The following is a 19018-nucleotide window of genomic DNA, read 5'->3' as shown; positions in this document are numbered from 1 at the left end:
ACTGCCTGATTTTTTGACACTGAGGGTTTATGCAAGCACCTGACACTCCCCCTAACGAAGCTCAGCGGCTCCAAGCGTTGCGCGAGCTTCAAGTGCTTGACACCCCCACCGACCAAGCCTTTGACCGGCTGACCCAGCTCGCCCGCGATTTGTTCGATGTGCCCGTCGCGCTGGTGTCGCTGGTGGATCAAAATCGGCAGTGGTTCAAATCGCACCTCGGTTTAAGTGCTGAAGAGACCCCGCGCTGCGTGTCGCTTTGCGCCCACGCCGTGGCCAATGATGCCTCGCTCGTCATTGCCGACACCTTAGACGATGCGCGCTTTGCCGATAACCCGATGGTGACCTCATCGCCGCATATTCGCTTTTACGCCGGCTTCCCGCTACGCCCCCACGGTGATCTTCCCGTGGGGACATTCTGCTTGATCGACCATCAGCCGCGGGAGCTTTCCGCGCGCGACCACCTGCTGCTTGAGAACCTTGCCGGTCAGGCCGAAGAGCTGCTGCGTCAGCACAAAATCAGCGCCGACCTGGCCCGCACCGCCAAGCGCTACGAGGCCCTTTTCTCCTCGAGCGCCGTGGCCAAGGTACGGATTGACCGCGCCGGCACCATCATTGCCGTTAATGCAGCAGTCTTTGGCTTGCTGGGGTATCGCCAACCAGAACTTATCGGCCAAAACGTCGCGGTGCTCACCCCGCCGGAGATCGCCGCGCACCACAATACTTACATTAACCACTACCTGGCCGGGGGCCGCCCCAAGGTCATTGGCACGGGCCGCGAGGTGGAAGCGCAGCACAAAGCGGGCTACCGGGTGCCCGTGCACTTGGCCATCAACGCCATCCACGATGACGCGGGTAACGTCGATGAGTTTTTGGGCGTGCTCACCGACCTAAGCGACATCCATGCCACGCATCAGCGCATGCAAAAAGAGCAGAGCCTGCTCAAAGTGCTCCATCAAGGGATTACCGATTACCAAGCGCTGATGTCGGGCGAGCGCCTCTGGACCTTTTTAATGGAAGCGCTGCGCGACCTCACCGATAGCGACTACGCGCTGATTGGCGAAGTGTTGCCGACCGAGACCAACCGTGCTTTAAAGATCCACGCCATCACCGACCTCTCCTGGAGCCAAGAGTCGCACAAGCTGATGGAGCGTCTGCGCAGCGGTAACATGATGTTGACCAACCCCGACTCGCTGCTCGGCCGCGTTTTCGCCTACGGCGAAGTGATCATGACCGACGACCTTTATCAGCATAAACTGCGCGGTGGCTTTCCTCCCGGCCACCCGCCGATCAATAACTACCTGGGCGTACCGATTTTCAGCGCCGGCGAGCTCATCGGCATGTTCGCCATCGCCAATAGCCAACAGCCGCTTAGCCAGGAGCTGATCGACTGGTTGCAGCCGTTTACCGATACCTGCGCGCTGTTAATCAATCTCTACCGCCAGATGGCCGAGCGTGAACAGGTCACCCGCGACCTTGCCCATGCCCGCGACCAGGCCGAACAGGCCAACCGCGCCAAAAGTGATTTTCTCTCTTCCATGAGTCACGAGCTGCGCACGCCGCTTAACGCTATCTTGGGGTTTGCCCAAATCCTCGCCAACGGCAAGCGCCACCCGCTTAGCGATAAGCAGCTGCGCCAAGTCAATCAGATCGACAAAAGCGGCCAGCACCTACTGAGCCTGATTAACGAAGTGTTGGATCTCGCCAAGATTGAAGCGGGCAGACTGCCGCTGTCGATTGAGCCCATTCATCTGCAAAGCGTGCTGGATGATGCGTGCGATACGTTAGCGGCCAACGCCAATGCGGCAAGTATCACGCTATTGCGCTGCCGTGTGCCGGCGAACTGGTACGTTTACGCCGACTACACCCGCACCAAACAAGTGCTGCTCAACCTGATCTCCAACGCCATTAAGTACAACCGCGTCAACGGCCGGGTGGAGATCAGCGCCCAACAGCAGGACAGCACGATTTGGGTTCATGTCACCGATACCGGCCCAGGCGTCGCCCCGGAGCGCCAAGACGAGCTCTTCGAACCCTTTAACCGTCTTGACGCCGAAAACAGCACCACCGAAGGCACCGGCATCGGGCTTGCCATCACCCGGGAACTGGTCAACCGCATGGGCGGGGAGATCCACGTGGAGAGCACCCTCGGCCAAGGCACCACTTTCTGTTTCAGCCTGCCTGTCGTCAGGGACAGCGCGGCCGCCGCCAAGCCCCCTTCCAACGCGCCCAAACGGGCCGCAAGCGGCGTTAGACACGAGCGCCGGGTGCTCTATATTGAGGATAATCCCGCCAACCAGCGGCTGATGGAGGACATCTTCGATGATGTCGATGATGTCGTGCTGCAGACGGTGCCCAGTGCGGAAATCGGTTTAGAGGTGATACGTGGCCGCCTGCCCGATTTGGTGTTAATGGACCTCCACCTGCCCGGCATGGACGGCTACCAAGCGCTCGCGGCGATTCGCCGTCACCCTGAGCTTAAGCACCTGCCCGTCATTGCGCTATCGGCCAACGCCATGCAGAGCGATATTAAAAACGGATTGGAGGCGGGCTTTGACGACTACCTCACTAAACCGCTGGAAATTGATAAACTCCTGGATACGTTGCAGCGGTACACCCCATCGCGAGGGAGCGCCTGATGAACCTAGCTAACAAACACCTTTTAGTGGTCGACGATAACGCGGTTAACGTGGAGCTGATGCTCGACCTGCTCGATGAGCACGGCTTTGGCCACGTGCATGGCATTAGCGACCCCCGCGACGTGCTGTGCTATTGCCAGCAGCAGCTACCGGATTTACTCCTGCTCGATATCCGCATGCCGCACCTCGACGGCTATGCGCTTATCGAGCAGCTCACCGAGTACTTTGGCCCGCAAACGCCGCCGATCATCGTGCTTACCGCCCAGATTGACGACGCCACCCGTCATCGGGCGCTGGATATGGGCGTGCGCGATTTTCTCACCAAGCCCTTTAAGCATGACGAGGTGCTGCAGCGGATTCGTAACACGCTCTCTATCGAGCACCGCTTTCACGTCCGCGACCAACAAGCCGAAACGCTGGAGCGCATGGTGGAAAAGCGCACCCGCGAGCTCGACCGCCAGTCGCGCACCGACCCCATCACGCAACTGCCCAATCGCCGGGGCTTGGGCCAGGCGCTGCGCGAGGCAGCGCTTAGCGGCAGCGGCGCTGGGCTTTTGTTTATCGCCCTCGATGGGCTGGACGATGTGATACGCCTGCACGGCTACAGCGTCGCCGAAAAGCTGCTGCGAAAACTGGGGCAAACGCTGCAGGCAGTGCTTGACGAAAGCCAAACCCTGGGGCTTTGGGGAGGGAGCGAGCTGCTGTTGCTCACCGCCGAGAGCGAACCGGAGACGTTGACCGCCCTCGCCACGCATCTGCTGGAGACCTTTGATCACGACCAACCCCTTGATGATCTTTTGCTCAAGATCAATGCGCGCATCGGCATTAGCTGGGCAGAGGGATATTTTAATGCAGAGCGCCTGGTTCACATGGCCGCGCTTTCGCTGCCGCATAGCGAAGGCGTACGCGTGCAGTGCTACTCCGAAACCCTGGAAGCGCAGCAGCGCCACCGCCTGAACGTGCAGAATGCGCTGCGCGGCGCCACCGTGCGGGGTGAGATGGCGCTCGTGTTCCAACCCAAGCTCTCGCTACAAGGGTTGCGCATCGCCGGCGCCGAAGCCCTGCTGCGCTGGAAGCACCCGGAGATGGGCCCCCTCTCGCCGGGGCTCTTTATTCCCCTGGCCGAGGCGAGCGGCGATATTCTCGCCATTGGCGAATGGGTGCTCGAACAGGCCATTCGCCAGGCCGCCGCCTGGCAGCATGAGCCCTGGGTGGGCGACGATTTTCATATCGCGGTGAACGTCGCGACTCGCCAGCTCGGGCGCCCGCACTTTGCCCAAGCGCTACTCGCACGCTTGGCCGAACACGGTGTCCCCCACCGCCTGATCAGCATCGAAGTCACCGAATCGGGGTTGATGCAGGACATGGCCAACGCCCGCCACCAGCTCGCACAGCTCATCGAGGCGGGGGTCAAGGTGGCGATTGACGATTTTGGCACCGGCCAGTCGTCGCTGGCGTACCTAAAGACGCTGCCGGTCTCCACGCTGAAGGTCGACCGCGCCTTTGTCATGGACCTGGAAGAGAGCGCCACCGACCGCGAACTGGCGCGTAGCATTACGCAGCTCGCCCACGGTGTTGGGTGCGATGTGGTGGCGGAAGGCATCGAAACCGCCGCACAGGCGGCCTATTTACGCTCGATCGGCTGCGAGATCGCGCAGGGGTACTACTACTCGCGCCCGCTACCGGTGGCCGACTTCGCCCAATGGTGCGCCGCGTGGGTGCCCGACACCGCGTCTTCTTCAACAACGACATCCTCCCCTACCCCCTCCCGACGCTCGGAGACCCTGAATGGCTCACGACCTGCTTGACCGCTTACGCCAACGCCTAGAAGAGCTCAACCGCTCAGAGCGTAAAGTGGCCAACGTCATTTTGGCCGAGCCCGCCGCCGCCACCAGCTTGAGTATTGCCAGCCTCGCGCAAGCCGCCAGCGTCAGCGAGCCCACGGTCAACCGCTTTTGCCGCAGCTTCGGCGCCAAGGGCTTTCCTGATTTTAAAATCAAGCTGGCGCAAAGCCTCGCGGGCGGTACACCCTACGTCACGCGGGCGGTCGAGCCAGATGACGACGCCAGCCAATACACGCAGAAGATCTTCGGCGCCACCATCGCCGCCCTGGATGAAGCGCGCCGCGCGGTGGATAGCCACGCCGTTGAGCGCATGGTGGACTACCTGATTCAAGCCAAGCAGATCCACTTTTTTGGTCTGGGCGCCTCGGGGGCGGTAGCCCAAGATGCCCAGCACAAGTTTTTCCGCTTCAACCTGCCGGTGATGGCCTACGTCGATGTGCTCATGCAGCGCATGGTCGCCGCCGCCTGCCACACCGGCGATGTGGTGGTGGTGATCTCCTATACCGGGCGCACCCGGGAGCTTGTGGATATCGCGCGCCTCGCCCGCGAATCAGGCGCGGTGGTGCTGGGCATTACCGCGCCCGGCTCGCCCTTGGCGTTTGAGTGTACCGCCACGCTCGATGTCGCCACCCCCGAAGACACCGACCACTACATGCCGATGACCTCGCGGATGATTCAGCTCACGCTGATCGACGCGCTCGCCACAGGCGTCACCCTGCGCCGGGGCAAAGACTTTCTCCCGCACTTGAAAAAAATCAAAGATAGCCTGCGCAACACCCGCTTTCCCGCTGAGAAGCCGCCTGAAAAGCCCTAAGCAACGCCGCGTTACGCGTCGACGGCAACGGTCACGGTAATTTCCACCTTGAGCTCGTCGGCGGGCATCGGCGCGCATACGCAGGTGCGCGCCGGCGCATGGCCTTCGGGCACCCAGGCGTCCCACACGGCATTCATGGCGGCAAAATCGCTGGCGTCTTTGAGATAAATCGTGGCCGTCAGCAGCCGCTCGCGGTTCGCGCCAATCTCCTTGAGCAGTGCCTCGACCCGCGCCAGCATACTCTGCGTCTGCTCGGTGATATCGCCGTGGCGCGCCTCCGGCCCGGCCACCTGGCCGCATAGATACGCCACCCCGTTATGAATCACCGCACGGCTCATGCGGGCCTTTGTATCGTGACGCTGAATGGACATGACAACCTCCAAAAATAAGTGAGAAAAAAACGCCGAAACGCTCACGGCATGTAACGAGAGCATGTTACCCACTCTCTACGCAATCGGCACGCAAGCCGACTGACTTTCCCGGCGTGAAGCGCTATCCTATGCGGCTGTTTTACCCACCGATACGCTTTTTTATTCATAAGAGCCTTTTCATGCAGCGCGCCGATTTTGCCTACGAGCTTCCCGAAGAGCTGATTGCTCGCTACCCCTCCGAGCAGCGCAGCGACTGCCGTTTACTCTGCGTGGACGGCGGCGATGGCCACCTGGAGCACCGCCGCTTCCCCGAGCTGCTTGAGATTCTCGAGCCGGGGGATCTTTTAGTGTTCAACGACACCCGCGTGATCCCCGCGCGCCTGCACGGCCACAAGGCCAGCGGCGGCAAGGTCGAGATGCTGCTCGAACGGCCGTTGGATGCCCACCGGGGCCTTGCGCACCTGCGTTCGAGCAAGTCGCCCAAGCCGGGCACCGAACTGATTTTTGAGGGCGATATTCACGCCGTGGTCGAAGGCCGTCGCGACGCGCTGTTTGAGCTACGCTTTCTCGGCGAGACGCCGATGATTGCGCTGCTGGAAAAGCACGGCCACATGCCGCTGCCGCCGTACATTACCCGCGAGGATGAACTCAGCGACCGCGAGCGCTATCAAACCGTCTACGCCCGCCGCGATGGCGCCGTGGCCGCCCCCACGGCCGGGCTGCACTTCGATCAGCCGCTGCTGGATGCGCTGGCGGAAAAAGGCATCGACAGCGCCTTTGTCACCCTGCACGTTGGCGCCGGCACTTTTCAGCCGGTGCGCGCGGACGATATTCGCGAGCACCACATGCATAGCGAGTGGATCGAGGTCACCGAGCCGGCGTGCCAAAAAGTGCGCGCGGCGCAACAGGCGGGCAAACGCGTGATTGCGGTGGGCACCACCAGCGTGCGCTGCCTGGAAAGCGCCTGCATGAATAGCCCCGACGGGCAGATAGCGCCCTTCAGCGGCGATACCGATATTTTTATCTATCCCGGCTACCGGTGGCGCTGCGTGGATGCGCTGATTACCAACTTCCACCTACCGGAATCAACGCTTTTGATGCTGGTCTCCGCCTTTGCCGGTTATGACAATATCATGCACGCCTACCGCGTCGCCGTCGCCGAGCGCTATGCGTTTTTCAGCTACGGCGACGCCATGCTCTTGACGCGCGAGCGCTAGCCATCCACCGCCAGGCGATGCCCCACGCGTTACATTTATTGGACGGTATACGAGTCACTTCATGCGAAACGAATGCTTTATGCGCTTTGAGCGCCTAGCCACCGAGGGTCGCGCCCGCCGCGGGCGCTTGCACTTCCCTCGCGGCACGGTCGAAACCCCGGCGTTCATGCCGGTCGGCACTTATGGCACGGTCAAGGGGATGACCCCGGCGGCGGTGGAAGAGATCGGCGCGGAGATCATTCTCGGCAATACGTTCCACCTGTGGCTGCGCCCCGGCACCGATGTCATCGAGGCCCACGGCGATCTGCACGACTTCGCCCAGTGGGACAAACCCATTCTGACCGACTCCGGTGGCTTTCAGGTATTTTCGCTTGGCGAGATGCGCAAAATCACCGAGGAGGGCGTGCACTTTCGCTCCCCCGTCGACGGCGCCAAGGTCTTTATGGGCCCGGAGGAGTCGATGGCGGTTCAGCGCGCGCTCGGCTCCGACGTGGTGATGATTTTCGACGAATGCACGCCCTATCCGGCGACGTTCGAGGAGGCGGAAAAATCCATGGAGCTGTCGCTGCGCTGGGCCAAGCGCTCGCGCGAGGCGCACGGCGACTCGCCCTCGGCGCTGTTTGGCATCATTCAGGGCGGCATGCACCCTAAGCTACGTGAGCGCTCGCTGAAGGGCCTATTGGAGATCGGTTTTGATGGCTTGGCGATTGGCGGGCTTTCAGTGGGCGAGCCCAAAGAGGAGATGATCAAGGTGCTGGATTATCTTCCCACCTGGATGCCCGAAGAGACGCCGCGCTATCTGATGGGCGTGGGCAAACCCGAGGATTTGGTCGAGGGCGTGCGCCGCGGCGTGGATATGTTCGACTGCGTGATGCCCACCCGCAACGCCCGCAACGGTCACCTGTTCACCGCCGAAGGGACGGTCAAAATCCGCAACGCCAAGCACCGTTTCGACACCCGCCCGCTGGAAGAGGGCTGCGACTGCTACACCTGCCAGCACTTCTCCCGGGGCTACTTGCACCACCTCGACCGCTGCAACGAGATGCTTGGCTCGATGCTCAATACCATCCATAACTTGCGCTACTACCAGCGGGTTATGGCGGATTTGCGCGCAGCTATCGAAGCGGGTACATTGACGACCTTTGTGGAGGGCTTCTACGCCCAGCGCGGCCTGCCCGTGCCTCCCGACCCGAATTAAGCGCCGCGAGCCGCTTGGCTTACGGCCCGATTGACACCTTCCACTCAACCTTGCCCTACAACGCGCAGTTAACTTAGGAGTTTACGCAATGCTGGAATTTTTCATCTCTCCCGCCCACGCCCAAGACGCGGCCGCCGGTGGTGGTATCGCGCAGATTGTGATGCTGGTCGGCTTCGTGGCGATTTTCTATTTCCTTTTGTGGCGCCCGCAGTCCAAGCGCGCCAAGCAGCATAAACAGCTCATCAGCAACCTGGAAAAGGGCGATGAGATCGTGATCGGAGGCGGCTTGGTCGGCCGTGTCACCAAGGTCGGCGACGAATTCCTGAGCATGGAAGTGGCCGACGGCACCGAAGTCAACGTGCAAAAGAATGCCGTGGCCGCCGTGCTGCCCAAAGGCACCATCAAGTCCATCTAAGCTCACTCCCTCCTGCCGGCCAGTGCGCTAGCGCCAGCCACCCCGGCAGGGGTGTCATCGTCTGAAAGATGGTGAGCGCTACAAGATGGTGAACTATGCCGTGTTCGCGCCCGCGACACGGCATTCCGTTTGACATTGAAGGCAGGGCCTGCATGCTCAACCGTTATCCCCTGTGGAAGTATCTACTGATACTGGTCATCCTGGTGGCCGGTCTGATCTACTCACTTCCCAATCTATTTCCCGAAGATCCCGCCGTTCAAATCAGCAGCGCTCAAAATGCTACCGCGCTCACACAGCGCGATATTGAGCGCGTCGAAAGCACGCTCGCTGACAACGACATCGCCGTGAAAGCCGTCGAAGAGACGGGCAATCAGTGGCTTATTCGCCTACAAAAAGACGACGACCAGCTGCGCGCGCGCGACCTGATCAGCGATACGCTGGGCAGCGATGTCACCGTCGCGCTCAACCTCGCCGAAGCCACCCCCGGCTGGCTGCAAGCGTTCTCGGCCTCACCCATGACCCTCGGGCTCGATCTGCGCGGCGGCGTACACTTTCTGCTGGAAGTCGACATGGAAGCCGCGCTTAATCAGCGTTTGGAAGTCAACGCCAGCGCCATGCGCGAGATGCTGCGCGAGGAGCGGATTCGCTACCGCAACACCGAGATCGAAGCGCGCACCCTCTCGCTTGAGTTTATCAATGCCGAGGATCGCGACCGCGCTCGAAGCCTGATCAGTCGTGAATTTCCCGACTTTGACTATCAAAGCGAAGGCGAGGGCCGCGGCGCCAAACTGGTGATGTCGCTCACCGATCAGTCAGTGAACGAGATCCAGGACTACGCCATCAACCAAAACCTCACCACGCTGCGCAACCGCGTCAACGAGCTGGGGGTTGCCGAACCGCTGGTGCAGCGCCAAGGGCCCAACCAAATCGTGGTCGAGCTGCCCGGCGTTCAGGACACCACGGCGGCGAAACGTATCGTGGGGGCCACGGCGAACCTGGAGTTTCGCCTTGAGGCGCGCCCCGATACGCCCGACAACGAAACCGAGAGCTTCTCTTTCCGCAACGAGCCCTCGCGCAGCGCGGAGCTCATGCGCGACGTGATCATCACCGGCGATAGCGTCTCCAGCGCCAACCACAGCTTCGACGAGAACGGCCGCGCCCAGGTCAACATTGACCTCGACGGCACCGGCGGCACGCTGATGAACCGCGCCACCCGCACCAATATCGGGCGCAACATGGCGGTGCTGTTTATCGAGCATAAAAGCGAGACGCGCACCGTGATCGATGCGGAAACCGGTGAAGAGACCACCGTGCGCGACCCGTATGTGGAGCGCGGCATTATCAGCCTCGCCACCATTCAGAGCGCGCTGGGCAATAGCTTCCGTATCACCGGGCTCGACTCCACCACCGAGGCCGCCGAGCTTGCGCTGCTGCTACGCTCGGGTTCGCTGGCCGCGCCCATCTACTTCGCCCAAGAGCGCACCATTGGCCCAAGCCTCGGCCAGGAGAACATCGACCGCGGCATCATGTCGGTGCAGATCGGCCTGCTGCTCGTCGTGCTCTTTATGCTGGTGCGTTACAAGGTCTTCGGCGTGTTCGCCAACGTGGCGCTGGCGCTCAACTTAACGCTGTTGGTCGCGGTGATGTCGACGCTGGGCGCTACGCTCACCCTACCGGGTATCGCTGGTATCGTGCTGACACTGGGCATGGCCGTGGATGCCAACGTGCTGATTTTCGAGCGTATACGCGAGGAGCTGCGCAACGGGCTTTCCGTCCAGCAAGCCATTCACGCCGGCTACGAGCGCGCCTTTACCTCCATCGTGGATGCCAATATCACCACGCTGCTGGTCGCGGTGATTCTGTTCTCAGTAGGTACCGGGCCGGTCAAAGGGTTTGCCGTCACGCTCTCTATCGGCATTTTGACCTCCATGTTCACCGCGCTGCTGGTCACCCGCGCCATGGTCAACCTGACCTACGGCGGTAAACCGGTCAAAAAGCTGTGGATTTAATCCCGCTCAGCCCAGACATTTAGAGGTGGTAATGAAACCGATCACAGACCGGCAAATCGATTTTATGGGGCAGCGCAAGCTCGCCTTTATCGTGTCGGGCGTTTTGCTGCTCATCGCGATTGGCGCCCTGTTTCTTCAACAGCTCAACTTGGGGCTGGACTTTACCGGCGGCACGCTCATCGAAGTGCGCTATGGCAGCGCGCCGTCGCTAGACGCGATTCGCCAGCTACTGGAAGAAAACGGCTTTCGCGATGTCGCGGTACAAACCTTTGGCGCCTCCACGGAAGTGCTGATTCGTTTGCAGCAAGCCTTTGACCCGAATGTGGGCGAGCAGGTGGTCAGCCTGCTGCGCGATCAGGGCGCCAACGTGGATCTCATCCGCGCCGAGTTTGTGGGTGCCCAAGTGGGGGATCAGCTACGCGACCAGAGCGGTACGGGCATGATGGTAGCGCTGGGCGTGGTCATGCTGTATGTGGCCTTCCGCTTTCAGTACAAATTCGCCATCGGCGCGCTTTTGGCCCTGCTGCATGATGTGATCATCGTGGTGGGCGTGTTTTCGCTCTTCCAACTGGACTTCGATCTCACGGTGCTAGCGGCGATTCTCGCGGTTATCGGCTACTCGCTCAACGACACCATCGTGGTGTACGACCGTATCCGCGAGGCGATTCGTACCTCGCAGATCGATGACATGCCGCAGATTTTTAACGAAGCAATCAATGCCACGCTGTCGCGCACGCTGGCCACCTCCGGCACCACGCTTTTGGTACTGCTGGCACTGCTCTTTTTGGGTGGCGACATGATCGAGAACTTCGCCATCGCGCTGTTGGTCGGCGTCCTGGTGGGCACGTTCTCGTCCATCTACATCTCAGGGGCGCTTTTGCTACCGCTGAAGCTCTCCCGCGAGGATTTGATCCCCGCACGTAAGGAAGCGGACGAGGAAGAAGAGGAGCTGCCTTAGCCGCCCTCGCGCCTCTCATCAAAAAACGCCCCGCCGGCAGCCTGCCAGCGGGGCGTTTTACTTACTGAAACTCACTCTCCGCTCACCCTGAGCCTGTCGAAGGGTGGGAGTGTGCGTTTACAGGCAGCATTTCGACAAGCTCAATGCGTGCCATCACGCACTCAACGCTCAAGCACATACTGTCCTGGGGCTGCGGTAAGAGGCGCATAGCCCTTTTCGACACTGCCTAGCGTGGGCGGGGCCACTTTGCCGCTTGAGTGTTGGTCAAGCCATTCCCGCCACTCCAACCACCAAGAGCCTTCACGCTCTTCCACCTGGTCATACCAGTGGTCGGCACCGGGGGTCTGGGCATCTGCAGGTTTGTCGGCAATCTGATATACCCGCCCCGCATGGCCAGGTTCACTGACCACTCCCGCGTTGTGGCCACCGCTAGTGAGCACAAAGGTGATATCCCCGCCGAGGTAGAGCTGGTTACGAAACACCGAGCGCCAGGGCGAGATATGATCCTTACGGGTGGCCACCACAAAAGCAGGGAGTTGAATACTATCCAAGTTCAGCGGGTGACCATTCACCAAGTAGTGACCGCGAGCCAGTTCATTATCAAGATACAGCTTACGTAAATACTGGGCGTGCATGCGATATGGCATACGGGTGCCGTCGGTACTCCACGCCATCATATCGAAGGTGGGCATGCGCTCGCCCATAAGGTAGTCGCTTACAAGGCGCGACCAAATCAGGTCGTTGGACTGCAAAAGCTGAAAAGCGCTTTTCATCTGCCACGCCTCAAGATAGCCCTGCTGGCGCATGACATCCTCAAGAAAGTGGACTTGACTATCATCGATGAAAAGCTCAAGTTCGCCCGCCTTAGCGAAGTCGGTAAGGCTGGCCAGCAGTGTCAAACTGGCCAAGCGGTCGTCGTTTCGGCGTGCCATCAAGGCTGCGGCCATGCACAGCAAGGTGCCACCTAAGCAGTAGCCCACGGCATGCACTTGGCGGTCCGGCACGATCGTGTTCACCGCCTTAAGTGCCTCCATGATACCCAGCTCCCGGTAGTCGGCCATGCCCATATCGCGCTCCTCCCACCCTGGGTTCTTCCATGAAATCATGAACACCGTGTGGCCTTGCGCCACCAACCAGCGCACTAGGGAGTTCTCTGGCGAGAGGTCCAAAATGTAGTATTTCATGATCCAAGCCGGCACGATCAACAGTGGCTCGGCCTGGACCGTATCCGTAGCGGGGCAGTACTGGATCAACTCCATTAGCTGGTTACGATATACAACTTGACCGTCGGTAACCGCCACCGACTCACCGGGCAAGTATTTATCAGCGCCGGCGGGCGGGCGATAACTGATAAAGCGCGCTATGTCCTCCCAGGCATTAGCCACCCCGTTGATCAGGTTGAGTCCGCCGCTCTGCTGGGTGCGCTCAATCACTCGCGGATTGGTGAAGGGAGTGTTGGCGGGTGAGAAGAGGTCAAGTAGCTGCCGGGTGACGAAACGAGCCACCTCCTCGTGGTGCTGCTCGACACCCGGAACATCGCGCATGGCATCATCCCACCACTGCTGATGGAGCAAAAATCCCTGATGGATGAGGTTAAAAGGCCAGTGTTGCCACTCGCTCTCCTCAAAGCGATCGTCGGCTGCGGGCGGCTTCACACAGGGCTCACAGGCAGGCCCGTATAACGACTGCGGCCAGAAGGCGAGCATGCGGTTCCATTGGTGCTGCGCCTGAGCGGCAAGCTCGGCCTGCTTGCCCGGCGACAGCAGCAAATGCGTCCACCAATCACCGTAAGCCTGGCTAATCGATGCAGGCGATACACCGGCCGTCAACCGAGCAATCATGGCATGGGCTTGCTGATCCCAAAGGGTAAAGATATCGCGCGCTTCGTCAGCGCTTTCCGGCGCCTTGTGAGTCATGGCAGCGTGCGCTTTTTGCTCATCAGGGGTGCATTCAGGGGCGGGGGCCACAGGGCGTTTTTCAGTCGCCCGGTTTAGAGAACGTTTATTTTCACTTGCCATCAGGGCCTCCCGACTCGGTCAGCAAAACAACAGTTTCAGCGTAGTTGACGCTTCGCGCTTGTTCACGACCTCCTTCGCGCTCGCTCCTATATATAGGCCAAACAGATATAGACCAAACAGGATGCTCACGCTACATATGCGGGGCAAGCTGCTTCATTAAGGCTTTATAGAGGCGCGGGCCGGCCGCCATCAGCTGGCCTTCCACCTTGATCGTCGGCTGTCCGGCGGGAGTACCCATCAGCGCGCCGGTCTCTTTGAGCAGCAGCGTGCCGACCTGCATATCCTGCTCTTCAAGCCCCAGCACAAAGGCGCTGTCCACGCGCCCGGTGGCCACTTCGCAAATATCCAGCAGACCACTTCCCGTCGCAATCAGCGTATCGAGTTGCGGGGCTAACTGTTGCATCAGAGTTAAGTAGGTAGGCAGGTGGCGTTGGCGCAGCTCGCTTTCGGGCAGACTCATGGCCACCCGGGTGCCGGCCACGGCGGTGGCTTTGCTGACACGCATGCGCTTGCCGTTGTACTGAGCGCCACGGCCGCGGCTGGCGATATATTCGTCATCAGCAAAGGGCGCGATGATTACCGCATGCTCGGGGCGCCCTTTCACCAGACACACCACCGAGAACGCAAACCCCTTGCTCGCCACGGCGAGGTTAGAGTAGCCATGCAGCGGCTCGATCTTCCACACGGTCTCCGCGCCTTCACCCTCGCCGGCTTTGTGGGCGGTGTAGCGCCCCACCACGCCGTGATGCGGATAGCCGCGCTCAAGCTGCTGAACAACGGTGGCTTCGGCCTTGCGCGCCGCCTCATCGAGTAGGCGGGCAAGGTTGGCTTCGTCGTGGGCGTTTTCAATGCGCTCACGGATACGGAGAAATTGCTCAACGGCGCTGCGCGTGGCGCGCAGCGTAAACTGGACCATCGGGTTCATGAACGGACCTTGTGTGGAAGATGATGTTAAAGAACGGGGCAATCAGTGGATGGCGCGAGCCATCGATTCGGGGGCGCTATACTAGCAAAAGCCGACCAAAGTCGCTATGCGCTTTCAACGCCGCACTCTCCTCATGCTACACTTCATCGCCCTGTTTCACCGTCATCGGGCACTTATGCAACCCGCGCCGATGCGATAACCCTATCTTTTGTGAGCCTTAGCGGACTTTTTTTATGCTTGAGCGTCTTCGCGTCGTCCTGATCGGGACCAGTCATCCAGGCAATATTGGTGCCGTCGCCCGCGCCATGCATAACATGGGGCTTAGCGATCTCGCCCTGGTCGCGCCACGCTGTGAGGCGATCACCCAAGAGAGCATTTCCCGCGCCTCGGGCGCGGATCACCTGCTCCACCAGGCGAGCCTTCACCCTACGCTGGAAGACGCCGTCGCCGACTGCACGCTCGCCGTGGGCGCCCGCTCGCGCACGCTGCCCTGGCCGATGGTCTCACCGCGCGCGCTTGCCGCTCGCCTGCCCACCGAGTGCCAGCACGACAACGCCCGGGTGGCGCTGGTGTTTGGCCGCGAGGATAGCGGGCTGACCAACGCCGAACTGCAGCGCTGCCACGCCCACGTGCATATTCCCACCAACGCCGATTTCAGCTCGCTGAACCTTGCCGCCGCCGTGCAAGTCGTCGCCTACGAGTGCCGCCTGGCGTGGCTTGACGCCGAGCCGACCCCGGCACCGTTTGAGGAGGATGACAGCGAACTCGCCTCTCACGCCGACCTTGAGCGCTACTTTGAGCACTTGGAGCGCACGCTGGTGGCGATTGAGTTTCACGACCCCGCCAAGCCGCGCCAGCTGATGGCACGCCTGCGGCGACTCTATCTACGCGCGCGCCCCGAGCAGATGGAGCTCAATATTCTACGCGGCATTTTGAGTGCCACCGAGAAAGCGCGGCAGCAGGGCGAGAAGCGCTAGCGCTTGAATGGCGCCCGCCCTGCCCCCACCATACGCCATTGACCACGATTCGGTATTGTATACCGGGCCTGACCGCTTCACAGGACGCCCTCATGTTCCCACGCCTGCGCGAAGACATTAACAGCGTATTTGACCGCGACCCGGCGGCGCGCAACTTTTTTGAAGTGCTGACCAACTACCCCGGCCTGCACGCCCTGCTGCTGCACCGTTTCAACCACTGGCTGTGGAATAAAAACGCCAAGTGGCTGGCGCGCACGCTGTCGACGTTTTCCCGCTGGCTGACCGGTATCGAGATTCACCCCGGCGCCACCATTGGCCGGCGCTTTTTTATCGATCACGGCATGGGCGTGGTGATCGGCGAAACCGCGATCATCCACGACGACGTGACGCTCTACCACGGCGTGACCCTCGGTGGCACGAGCTGGCACAAAGGCAAGCGCCACCCGACGCTTGAAGATGGCGTGATTGTGGGCGCCGGGGCCAAAATCCTTGGCCCCTTCACCGTGGGCACCGGGGCCAAAATCGGCTCCAACGCGGTGGTCACCAAGGAAGTGCCGGCGGGCGCCACGGTGGTGGGCATCCCCGGCAAAATCGTCAAGCGCGCCGACCCGGATAGCGACGAGATGCTGGATATCGACCCGGCACGACGCGAAGCGATCCGCGAGAAATTCGGCTTTGATGCCTATGGCGTCAGCCAAGACATGCCCGACCCCGTCGCCCGCTCCATGCAGGCGATGCTTGATCACATGCACGCGGTGGATGAGCGCATCGAGCGCATGTGTTCCACGCTTTCCAAACTCGATGCCAGCTACCGTGAGGGGCGCCTGCCCGAGCTTCGCGACGAGGATTTCGCCGAGATTCTCGACGAAGCGGATACCGGCTGCCCTGGCGTTGGCAAACGCAGCGCCTCCGGCACAAGCGCCGACAAAGCGTCAAAAGCACACCCCCCTTCGGGTAAAGGTTGACCAAAGCAGTCAGGCTTTCCCATAATGGCCCAACATTTGCCGCAAGCACGCTGGGTTACAGCGTCGAGGTGTTGCCATGCGTTTGACGACCAAAGGCCGCTACGCCGTTACCGCCATGCTCGATCTGGCGCTCAATGCCGATGAAAGCCCCACGAGCCTGGGCGATATTTCCCAGCGCCAGGGTATTTCGCTCTCCTATCTTGAGCAGCTGTTCGCGCGCTTGCGCCGTGCTGGCTTGGTCAAGAGCGTGCGCGGCCCAGGCGGTGGCTATTTACTCGCAGCCCCCGCTCAAGAGATCAGCGTGTCGCGGGTGATCGACGCGGTCAACGAAACCGTCGATGCGACGCGCTGCCAAGGGCTCTCCGATTGCCAAGAAGGCGACACCTGCCTGACCCACCACTTGTGGTGCGAGCTATCGGGGCAGATTCGTCAGTTTCTCGATGATGTCACCCTTGAACAGTTGATGCGCCGCGGTGACGTGCGCCAGGTGGCGTCGCGCCAGCAAGCGCGCGTTGATGCCAGCATTTCCACCCTCAACGTGACCTAAACCCAGACGTGACCATGCCCCAGACGACACCCTCGCTGCCCATTTACCTGGATTACGCCGCCACCACGCCGGTGGATGAACGCGTGGCCAAGGTGATGCAGCGCTACTTAACCGTTGACCAGCTGTTTGCCAACCCGGCGTCGCGTAGCCACATGCTCGGCTGGCAAGCGGAACAGGCGGTGGAGCAGGCGCGTCGCCAGGTCGCTGATAGCATTAACGCCGACCCGCGCGAAATCGTCTGGACCAGCGGCGCCACCGAGGCAGATAACCTCGCGCTCATCGGTTTTATGCGCGCCAACCGTGAGCGCGGCCTGCACTTGGTGACCTCGACCATCGAACACAAAGCCGTGGTCGATACCGCCAAGGCACTGGAAGCCGAAGGCTTTGAAGTGAGCTGGCTTACCCCCGGGCGCGATGGGCTTATTCAACCCGAACAGCTACGCGAGGCGATGCGCGACGACACCGCGCTGGTATCGCTCATGGCGGTCAACAACGAGCTGGGCAGCATCAACGATATCGCCGCCCTCGCCGGCGTCGCGCATGAATTTGGCGCGGCGTTTCACACCGACGCGGCGCAGGCGATTGGGCGCATTGAGCTGGACGTGGTGGCGCAAGGGATCGATCTCATGTCGCTCTCCGGGCATAAAGCGTACGGGCCCAAAGGCGTGGGCGCGCTGTTTGTGAAACGCCACCCGGATATTCGCATCGAAGCGCTGATTCACGGCGGTGGCCACGAGCGCGGCATGCGCTCCGGTACGCTGCCCACCCACCAGATCGCCGGCATGGGTGAGGCTTTTACCCTAATGCGTGACCACGCCGCCGAGGAGCAAGCCCGAATCACCGCCCTGAGAGAGCGCTTTCTCGCCGGGCTGGAGGCGTTAGGCGGGGTCTATCTTAACTCGCCGCCGGAGAACGTCGTGCCCAACATTCTCAACGTCGCCTTCGACAACGTGGACGGCGAGGCGCTATTGATGGCGCTGCGCGATATCGCGGTCTCCACCGGATCGGCATGCAACTCAGCCAGCGTTGATCCGTCTTATGTACTACTCGGCGTCGGTGTGCCGCGTCGACTGGCGCTAGCGTCGCTACGTTTTAGCTTCGGCCGTTTTACCCATGAGGCCGACATCGACCACGCGCTGGACGTCCTTCATCACGCGGTCACCGGCCTGCGCTAACCCGCGATCGATTTTTAGGAGGTGCCTTATGGCAACGCTCAACATTACCCCCGCTGCTGCCAAACAGATCCACCACGTGCTCGACGAGCGCGGCCAAGGGCTGGGGCTGCGCGTCTCGGTCAAGCCAAGCGGCTGCTCGGGCTACAGCTATGTCCTCGACTTCGCCGATGAAACCCATGAAGGCGATGTCAGCTTTGAAGAGCACGGCGTGAAGGTCTTCGTCGACCCCGAGGCTGTTGAGATGCTCGATGGCAGCGAAGTCGACTACGTTAATGAGGGGTTAAACCGCTACTTCCGCTTTAACAACCCCAACATCAAAGATGAGTGCGGCTGCGGTGAAAGCTTCACCGTTTAAGCGGCGTGACGTACACCACCCGTATTCATTGCCACTTTGAAGCGCTATAATCGCGCCCACTCAGCGCCTCGCCGCTGAATCACTTTCCTGGCCGCCCTGGCCTACCAGGGCGGCGATTGCTGTTATCCATCCATTGCTTTATCAACATAAGGAGCCCCGCATGGCGACCGAACGTACTCTTTCTATTATCAAGCCCGATGCCGTAGCCAAAAACGCCATTGGCGAGATCATTTCCCGTTTTGAAAAGGCTGGCCTTAAAGTCGTTGCCGCCAAAATGCTCAAGCTCGACGACGAAAAAGCCGGTGGCTTCTACGCCGAGCACAAAGAGCGTCCGTTCTTTAAGGACCTGGTGGGCTTTATGACCTCTGGCCCGGTAGTGGTTCAGGTACTTGAAGGTGAGAACGCCATTGCCCAGAACCGCGACCTGATGGGTGCGACCAACCCGAAAGAGGCCGCGCCGGGCACCATCCGCGCCGACTTCGCCGAAACCATCGACGCCAACGCCGTACACGGCTCTGACTCGCCGGAAAGCGCCGAGCGCGAAATTAGCTACTTCTTCAGCAACGACGAAATCTGCCCGCGCTAAACACGCAG

Annotated in this window: 17 protein-coding genes; 14 read left to right on the top strand and 3 right to left on the bottom strand. The window is 60.9% G+C overall.

Annotation, left to right across the window (positions count from 1 at the left end; genetic code table 11):
• Positions 1-29 precede the first annotated feature (29 nt).
• Genes BQ9846_RS01050 through BQ9846_RS01040 form a run of 3 tightly spaced genes read left to right on the top strand, consistent with a single transcriptional unit; the run spans position 30 to position 5294 of the window.
• Positions 30-2636 carry an ATP-binding protein gene (locus tag BQ9846_RS01050; protein ID WP_075878770.1) on the top strand — a complete coding sequence of 869 codons (2607 nt, stop codon included), beginning with the start codon at positions 30-32 and terminating at the stop codon, positions 2634-2636.
• Positions 2636-4444 (top strand): GGDEF/EAL domain-containing response regulator, encoded by a 1809-nt coding sequence (locus tag BQ9846_RS01045; RefSeq protein WP_075878769.1) that lies wholly within the window; start codon positions 2636-2638, stop codon positions 4442-4444. The genes BQ9846_RS01050 and BQ9846_RS01045 overlap by 1 nt, the downstream gene beginning before the upstream one ends.
• Positions 4425-5294, top strand: a complete 870-nt coding sequence (locus BQ9846_RS01040; RefSeq protein ID WP_075878768.1) for a MurR/RpiR family transcriptional regulator — start codon at positions 4425-4427, stop codon at positions 5292-5294. The genes BQ9846_RS01045 and BQ9846_RS01040 overlap by 20 nt, the downstream gene beginning before the upstream one ends.
• 11 nt (positions 5295-5305) lie before the next feature.
• On the opposite strand, the gene BQ9846_RS01035 is transcribed toward BQ9846_RS01040, so the two are convergent.
• Entirely contained in the window at positions 5306-5665 is a 360-nt protein-coding gene (locus tag BQ9846_RS01035; RefSeq protein WP_075879446.1) for a RidA family protein, read from the bottom strand.
• Between the two features lie 179 nt (positions 5666-5844).
• On the opposite strand from BQ9846_RS01035, the gene queA reads away from it, so the two are divergent.
• The 5 genes from queA (at position 5845) to secF (ending at position 11462) form a co-directional block, all read left to right on the top strand.
• Entirely contained in the window at positions 5845-6882 is a 1038-nt protein-coding gene (queA, locus tag BQ9846_RS01030) for a tRNA preQ1(34) S-adenosylmethionine ribosyltransferase-isomerase QueA (protein ID WP_075879445.1), read from the top strand.
• Between the two features lie 79 nt (positions 6883-6961).
• Complete coding sequence (gene tgt / locus BQ9846_RS01025; RefSeq protein WP_083651438.1) at positions 6962-8080, top strand: tRNA guanosine(34) transglycosylase Tgt; 1119 nt, start codon at positions 6962-6964, stop codon at positions 8078-8080.
• 88 nt (positions 8081-8168) lie between these two features.
• Entirely contained in the window at positions 8169-8495 is a 327-nt protein-coding gene (gene yajC / locus BQ9846_RS01020) for a preprotein translocase subunit YajC (RefSeq protein WP_075878766.1), read from the top strand.
• A 152-nt stretch (positions 8496-8647) separates the two neighbouring features.
• Positions 8648-10504, top strand: coding sequence for a protein translocase subunit SecD (gene secD / locus BQ9846_RS01015; RefSeq protein WP_075878765.1), 1857 nt, complete (start codon positions 8648-8650; stop codon positions 10502-10504).
• Positions 10505-10535: 31 nt separating this feature from the next.
• Positions 10536-11462 carry a protein translocase subunit SecF gene (gene secF / locus BQ9846_RS01010; RefSeq protein ID WP_075878764.1) on the top strand — a complete coding sequence of 309 codons (927 nt, stop codon included), beginning with the start codon at positions 10536-10538 and terminating at the stop codon, positions 11460-11462.
• A gap of 161 nt (positions 11463-11623) precedes the next feature.
• Here secF and BQ9846_RS01005 read toward each other — a convergent pair whose 3' ends face one another.
• Complete coding sequence (locus tag BQ9846_RS01005; protein ID WP_075879444.1) at positions 11624-13378, bottom strand: PHA/PHB synthase family protein; 1755 nt, start codon at positions 13376-13378, stop codon at positions 11624-11626.
• 232 nt (positions 13379-13610) lie between these two features.
• A complete protein-coding gene (locus BQ9846_RS01000) occupies positions 13611-14405 on the bottom strand; it encodes an inositol monophosphatase family protein (RefSeq protein ID WP_075878763.1) in 795 nt (264 codons plus the stop codon).
• Between the two features lie 233 nt (positions 14406-14638).
• Between BQ9846_RS01000 and BQ9846_RS00995 the strand changes: the two genes are divergently transcribed.
• From BQ9846_RS00995 to ndk, 6 genes are all read left to right on the top strand, one after another.
• On the top strand, positions 14639-15382 hold the full coding sequence (locus BQ9846_RS00995; RefSeq protein WP_075878762.1) for an RNA methyltransferase: 744 nt from the start codon (positions 14639-14641) through the stop codon (positions 15380-15382).
• A gap of 92 nt (positions 15383-15474) precedes the next feature.
• Positions 15475-16347 (top strand): serine O-acetyltransferase, encoded by an 873-nt coding sequence (gene cysE, locus BQ9846_RS00990; protein WP_075878761.1) that lies wholly within the window; start codon positions 15475-15477, stop codon positions 16345-16347.
• Between the two features lie 76 nt (positions 16348-16423).
• Positions 16424-16894, top strand: a complete 471-nt coding sequence (iscR, locus tag BQ9846_RS00985; RefSeq protein ID WP_075878760.1) for a Fe-S cluster assembly transcriptional regulator IscR — start codon at positions 16424-16426, stop codon at positions 16892-16894.
• 14 nt (positions 16895-16908) lie between these two features.
• Positions 16909-18069, top strand: coding sequence for an aminotransferase class V-fold PLP-dependent enzyme (locus BQ9846_RS00980; RefSeq protein ID WP_075878759.1), 1161 nt, complete (start codon positions 16909-16911; stop codon positions 18067-18069).
• A 28-nt stretch (positions 18070-18097) separates the two neighbouring features.
• Positions 18098-18424, top strand: coding sequence for a HesB/IscA family protein (locus BQ9846_RS00975; RefSeq protein ID WP_075878758.1), 327 nt, complete (start codon positions 18098-18100; stop codon positions 18422-18424).
• Positions 18425-18584: 160 nt separating this feature from the next.
• Positions 18585-19010: a nucleoside-diphosphate kinase gene (gene ndk, locus BQ9846_RS00970; protein WP_075878757.1), complete on the top strand. Its 426-nt coding sequence runs from the start codon at positions 18585-18587 to the stop codon at positions 19008-19010.
• The last annotated feature ends 8 nt before the right edge of the window (positions 19011-19018 follow it).

Source organism: Vreelandella massiliensis, assembly GCF_900155385.1.
Classification (GTDB): Bacteria; Pseudomonadota; Gammaproteobacteria; order Pseudomonadales; family Halomonadaceae; genus Vreelandella; species Vreelandella massiliensis.
This window is presented reverse-complemented; position numbering and strand designations above follow the sequence as displayed.

Excerpts from the sequence above, each read along its gene's own strand:
- BQ9846_RS01040 (WP_075878768.1), top strand. The coding sequence starts at position 4,425 with ATGGCTCACGACCTGCTTGACCGCTTACGCCAACGCCTAGAAGAGCTC.
- BQ9846_RS00995 (WP_075878762.1), top strand. The coding sequence starts at position 14,639 with ATGCTTGAGCGTCTTCGCGTCGTCCTGATCGGGACCAGTCATCCAGGC.
- BQ9846_RS01050 (WP_075878770.1), top strand. The coding sequence starts at position 30 with ATGCAAGCACCTGACACTCCCCCTAACGAAGCTCAGCGGCTCCAAGCG.
- BQ9846_RS01000 (WP_075878763.1), bottom strand. The coding sequence starts at position 14,405 with ATGAACCCGATGGTCCAGTTTACGCTGCGCGCCACGCGCAGCGCCGTT.
- queA (WP_075879445.1), top strand. The coding sequence starts at position 5,845 with ATGCAGCGCGCCGATTTTGCCTACGAGCTTCCCGAAGAGCTGATTGCT.
- secD (WP_075878765.1), top strand. The coding sequence starts at position 8,648 with ATGCTCAACCGTTATCCCCTGTGGAAGTATCTACTGATACTGGTCATC.
- ndk (WP_075878757.1), top strand. The coding sequence starts at position 18,585 with ATGGCGACCGAACGTACTCTTTCTATTATCAAGCCCGATGCCGTAGCC.
- yajC (WP_075878766.1), top strand. The coding sequence starts at position 8,169 with ATGCTGGAATTTTTCATCTCTCCCGCCCACGCCCAAGACGCGGCCGCC.
- cysE (WP_075878761.1), top strand. The coding sequence starts at position 15,475 with ATGTTCCCACGCCTGCGCGAAGACATTAACAGCGTATTTGACCGCGAC.
- BQ9846_RS00980 (WP_075878759.1), top strand. The coding sequence starts at position 16,909 with ATGCCCCAGACGACACCCTCGCTGCCCATTTACCTGGATTACGCCGCC.
- BQ9846_RS00975 (WP_075878758.1), top strand. The coding sequence starts at position 18,098 with ATGGCAACGCTCAACATTACCCCCGCTGCTGCCAAACAGATCCACCAC.
- BQ9846_RS01045 (WP_075878769.1), top strand. The coding sequence starts at position 2,636 with ATGAACCTAGCTAACAAACACCTTTTAGTGGTCGACGATAACGCGGTT.
- iscR (WP_075878760.1), top strand. The coding sequence starts at position 16,424 with ATGCGTTTGACGACCAAAGGCCGCTACGCCGTTACCGCCATGCTCGAT.
- secF (WP_075878764.1), top strand. The coding sequence starts at position 10,536 with ATGAAACCGATCACAGACCGGCAAATCGATTTTATGGGGCAGCGCAAG.
- BQ9846_RS01005 (WP_075879444.1), bottom strand. The coding sequence starts at position 13,378 with ATGACTCACAAGGCGCCGGAAAGCGCTGACGAAGCGCGCGATATCTTT.
- BQ9846_RS01035 (WP_075879446.1), bottom strand. The coding sequence starts at position 5,665 with ATGTCCATTCAGCGTCACGATACAAAGGCCCGCATGAGCCGTGCGGTG.
- tgt (WP_083651438.1), top strand. The coding sequence starts at position 6,962 with ATGCGCTTTGAGCGCCTAGCCACCGAGGGTCGCGCCCGCCGCGGGCGC.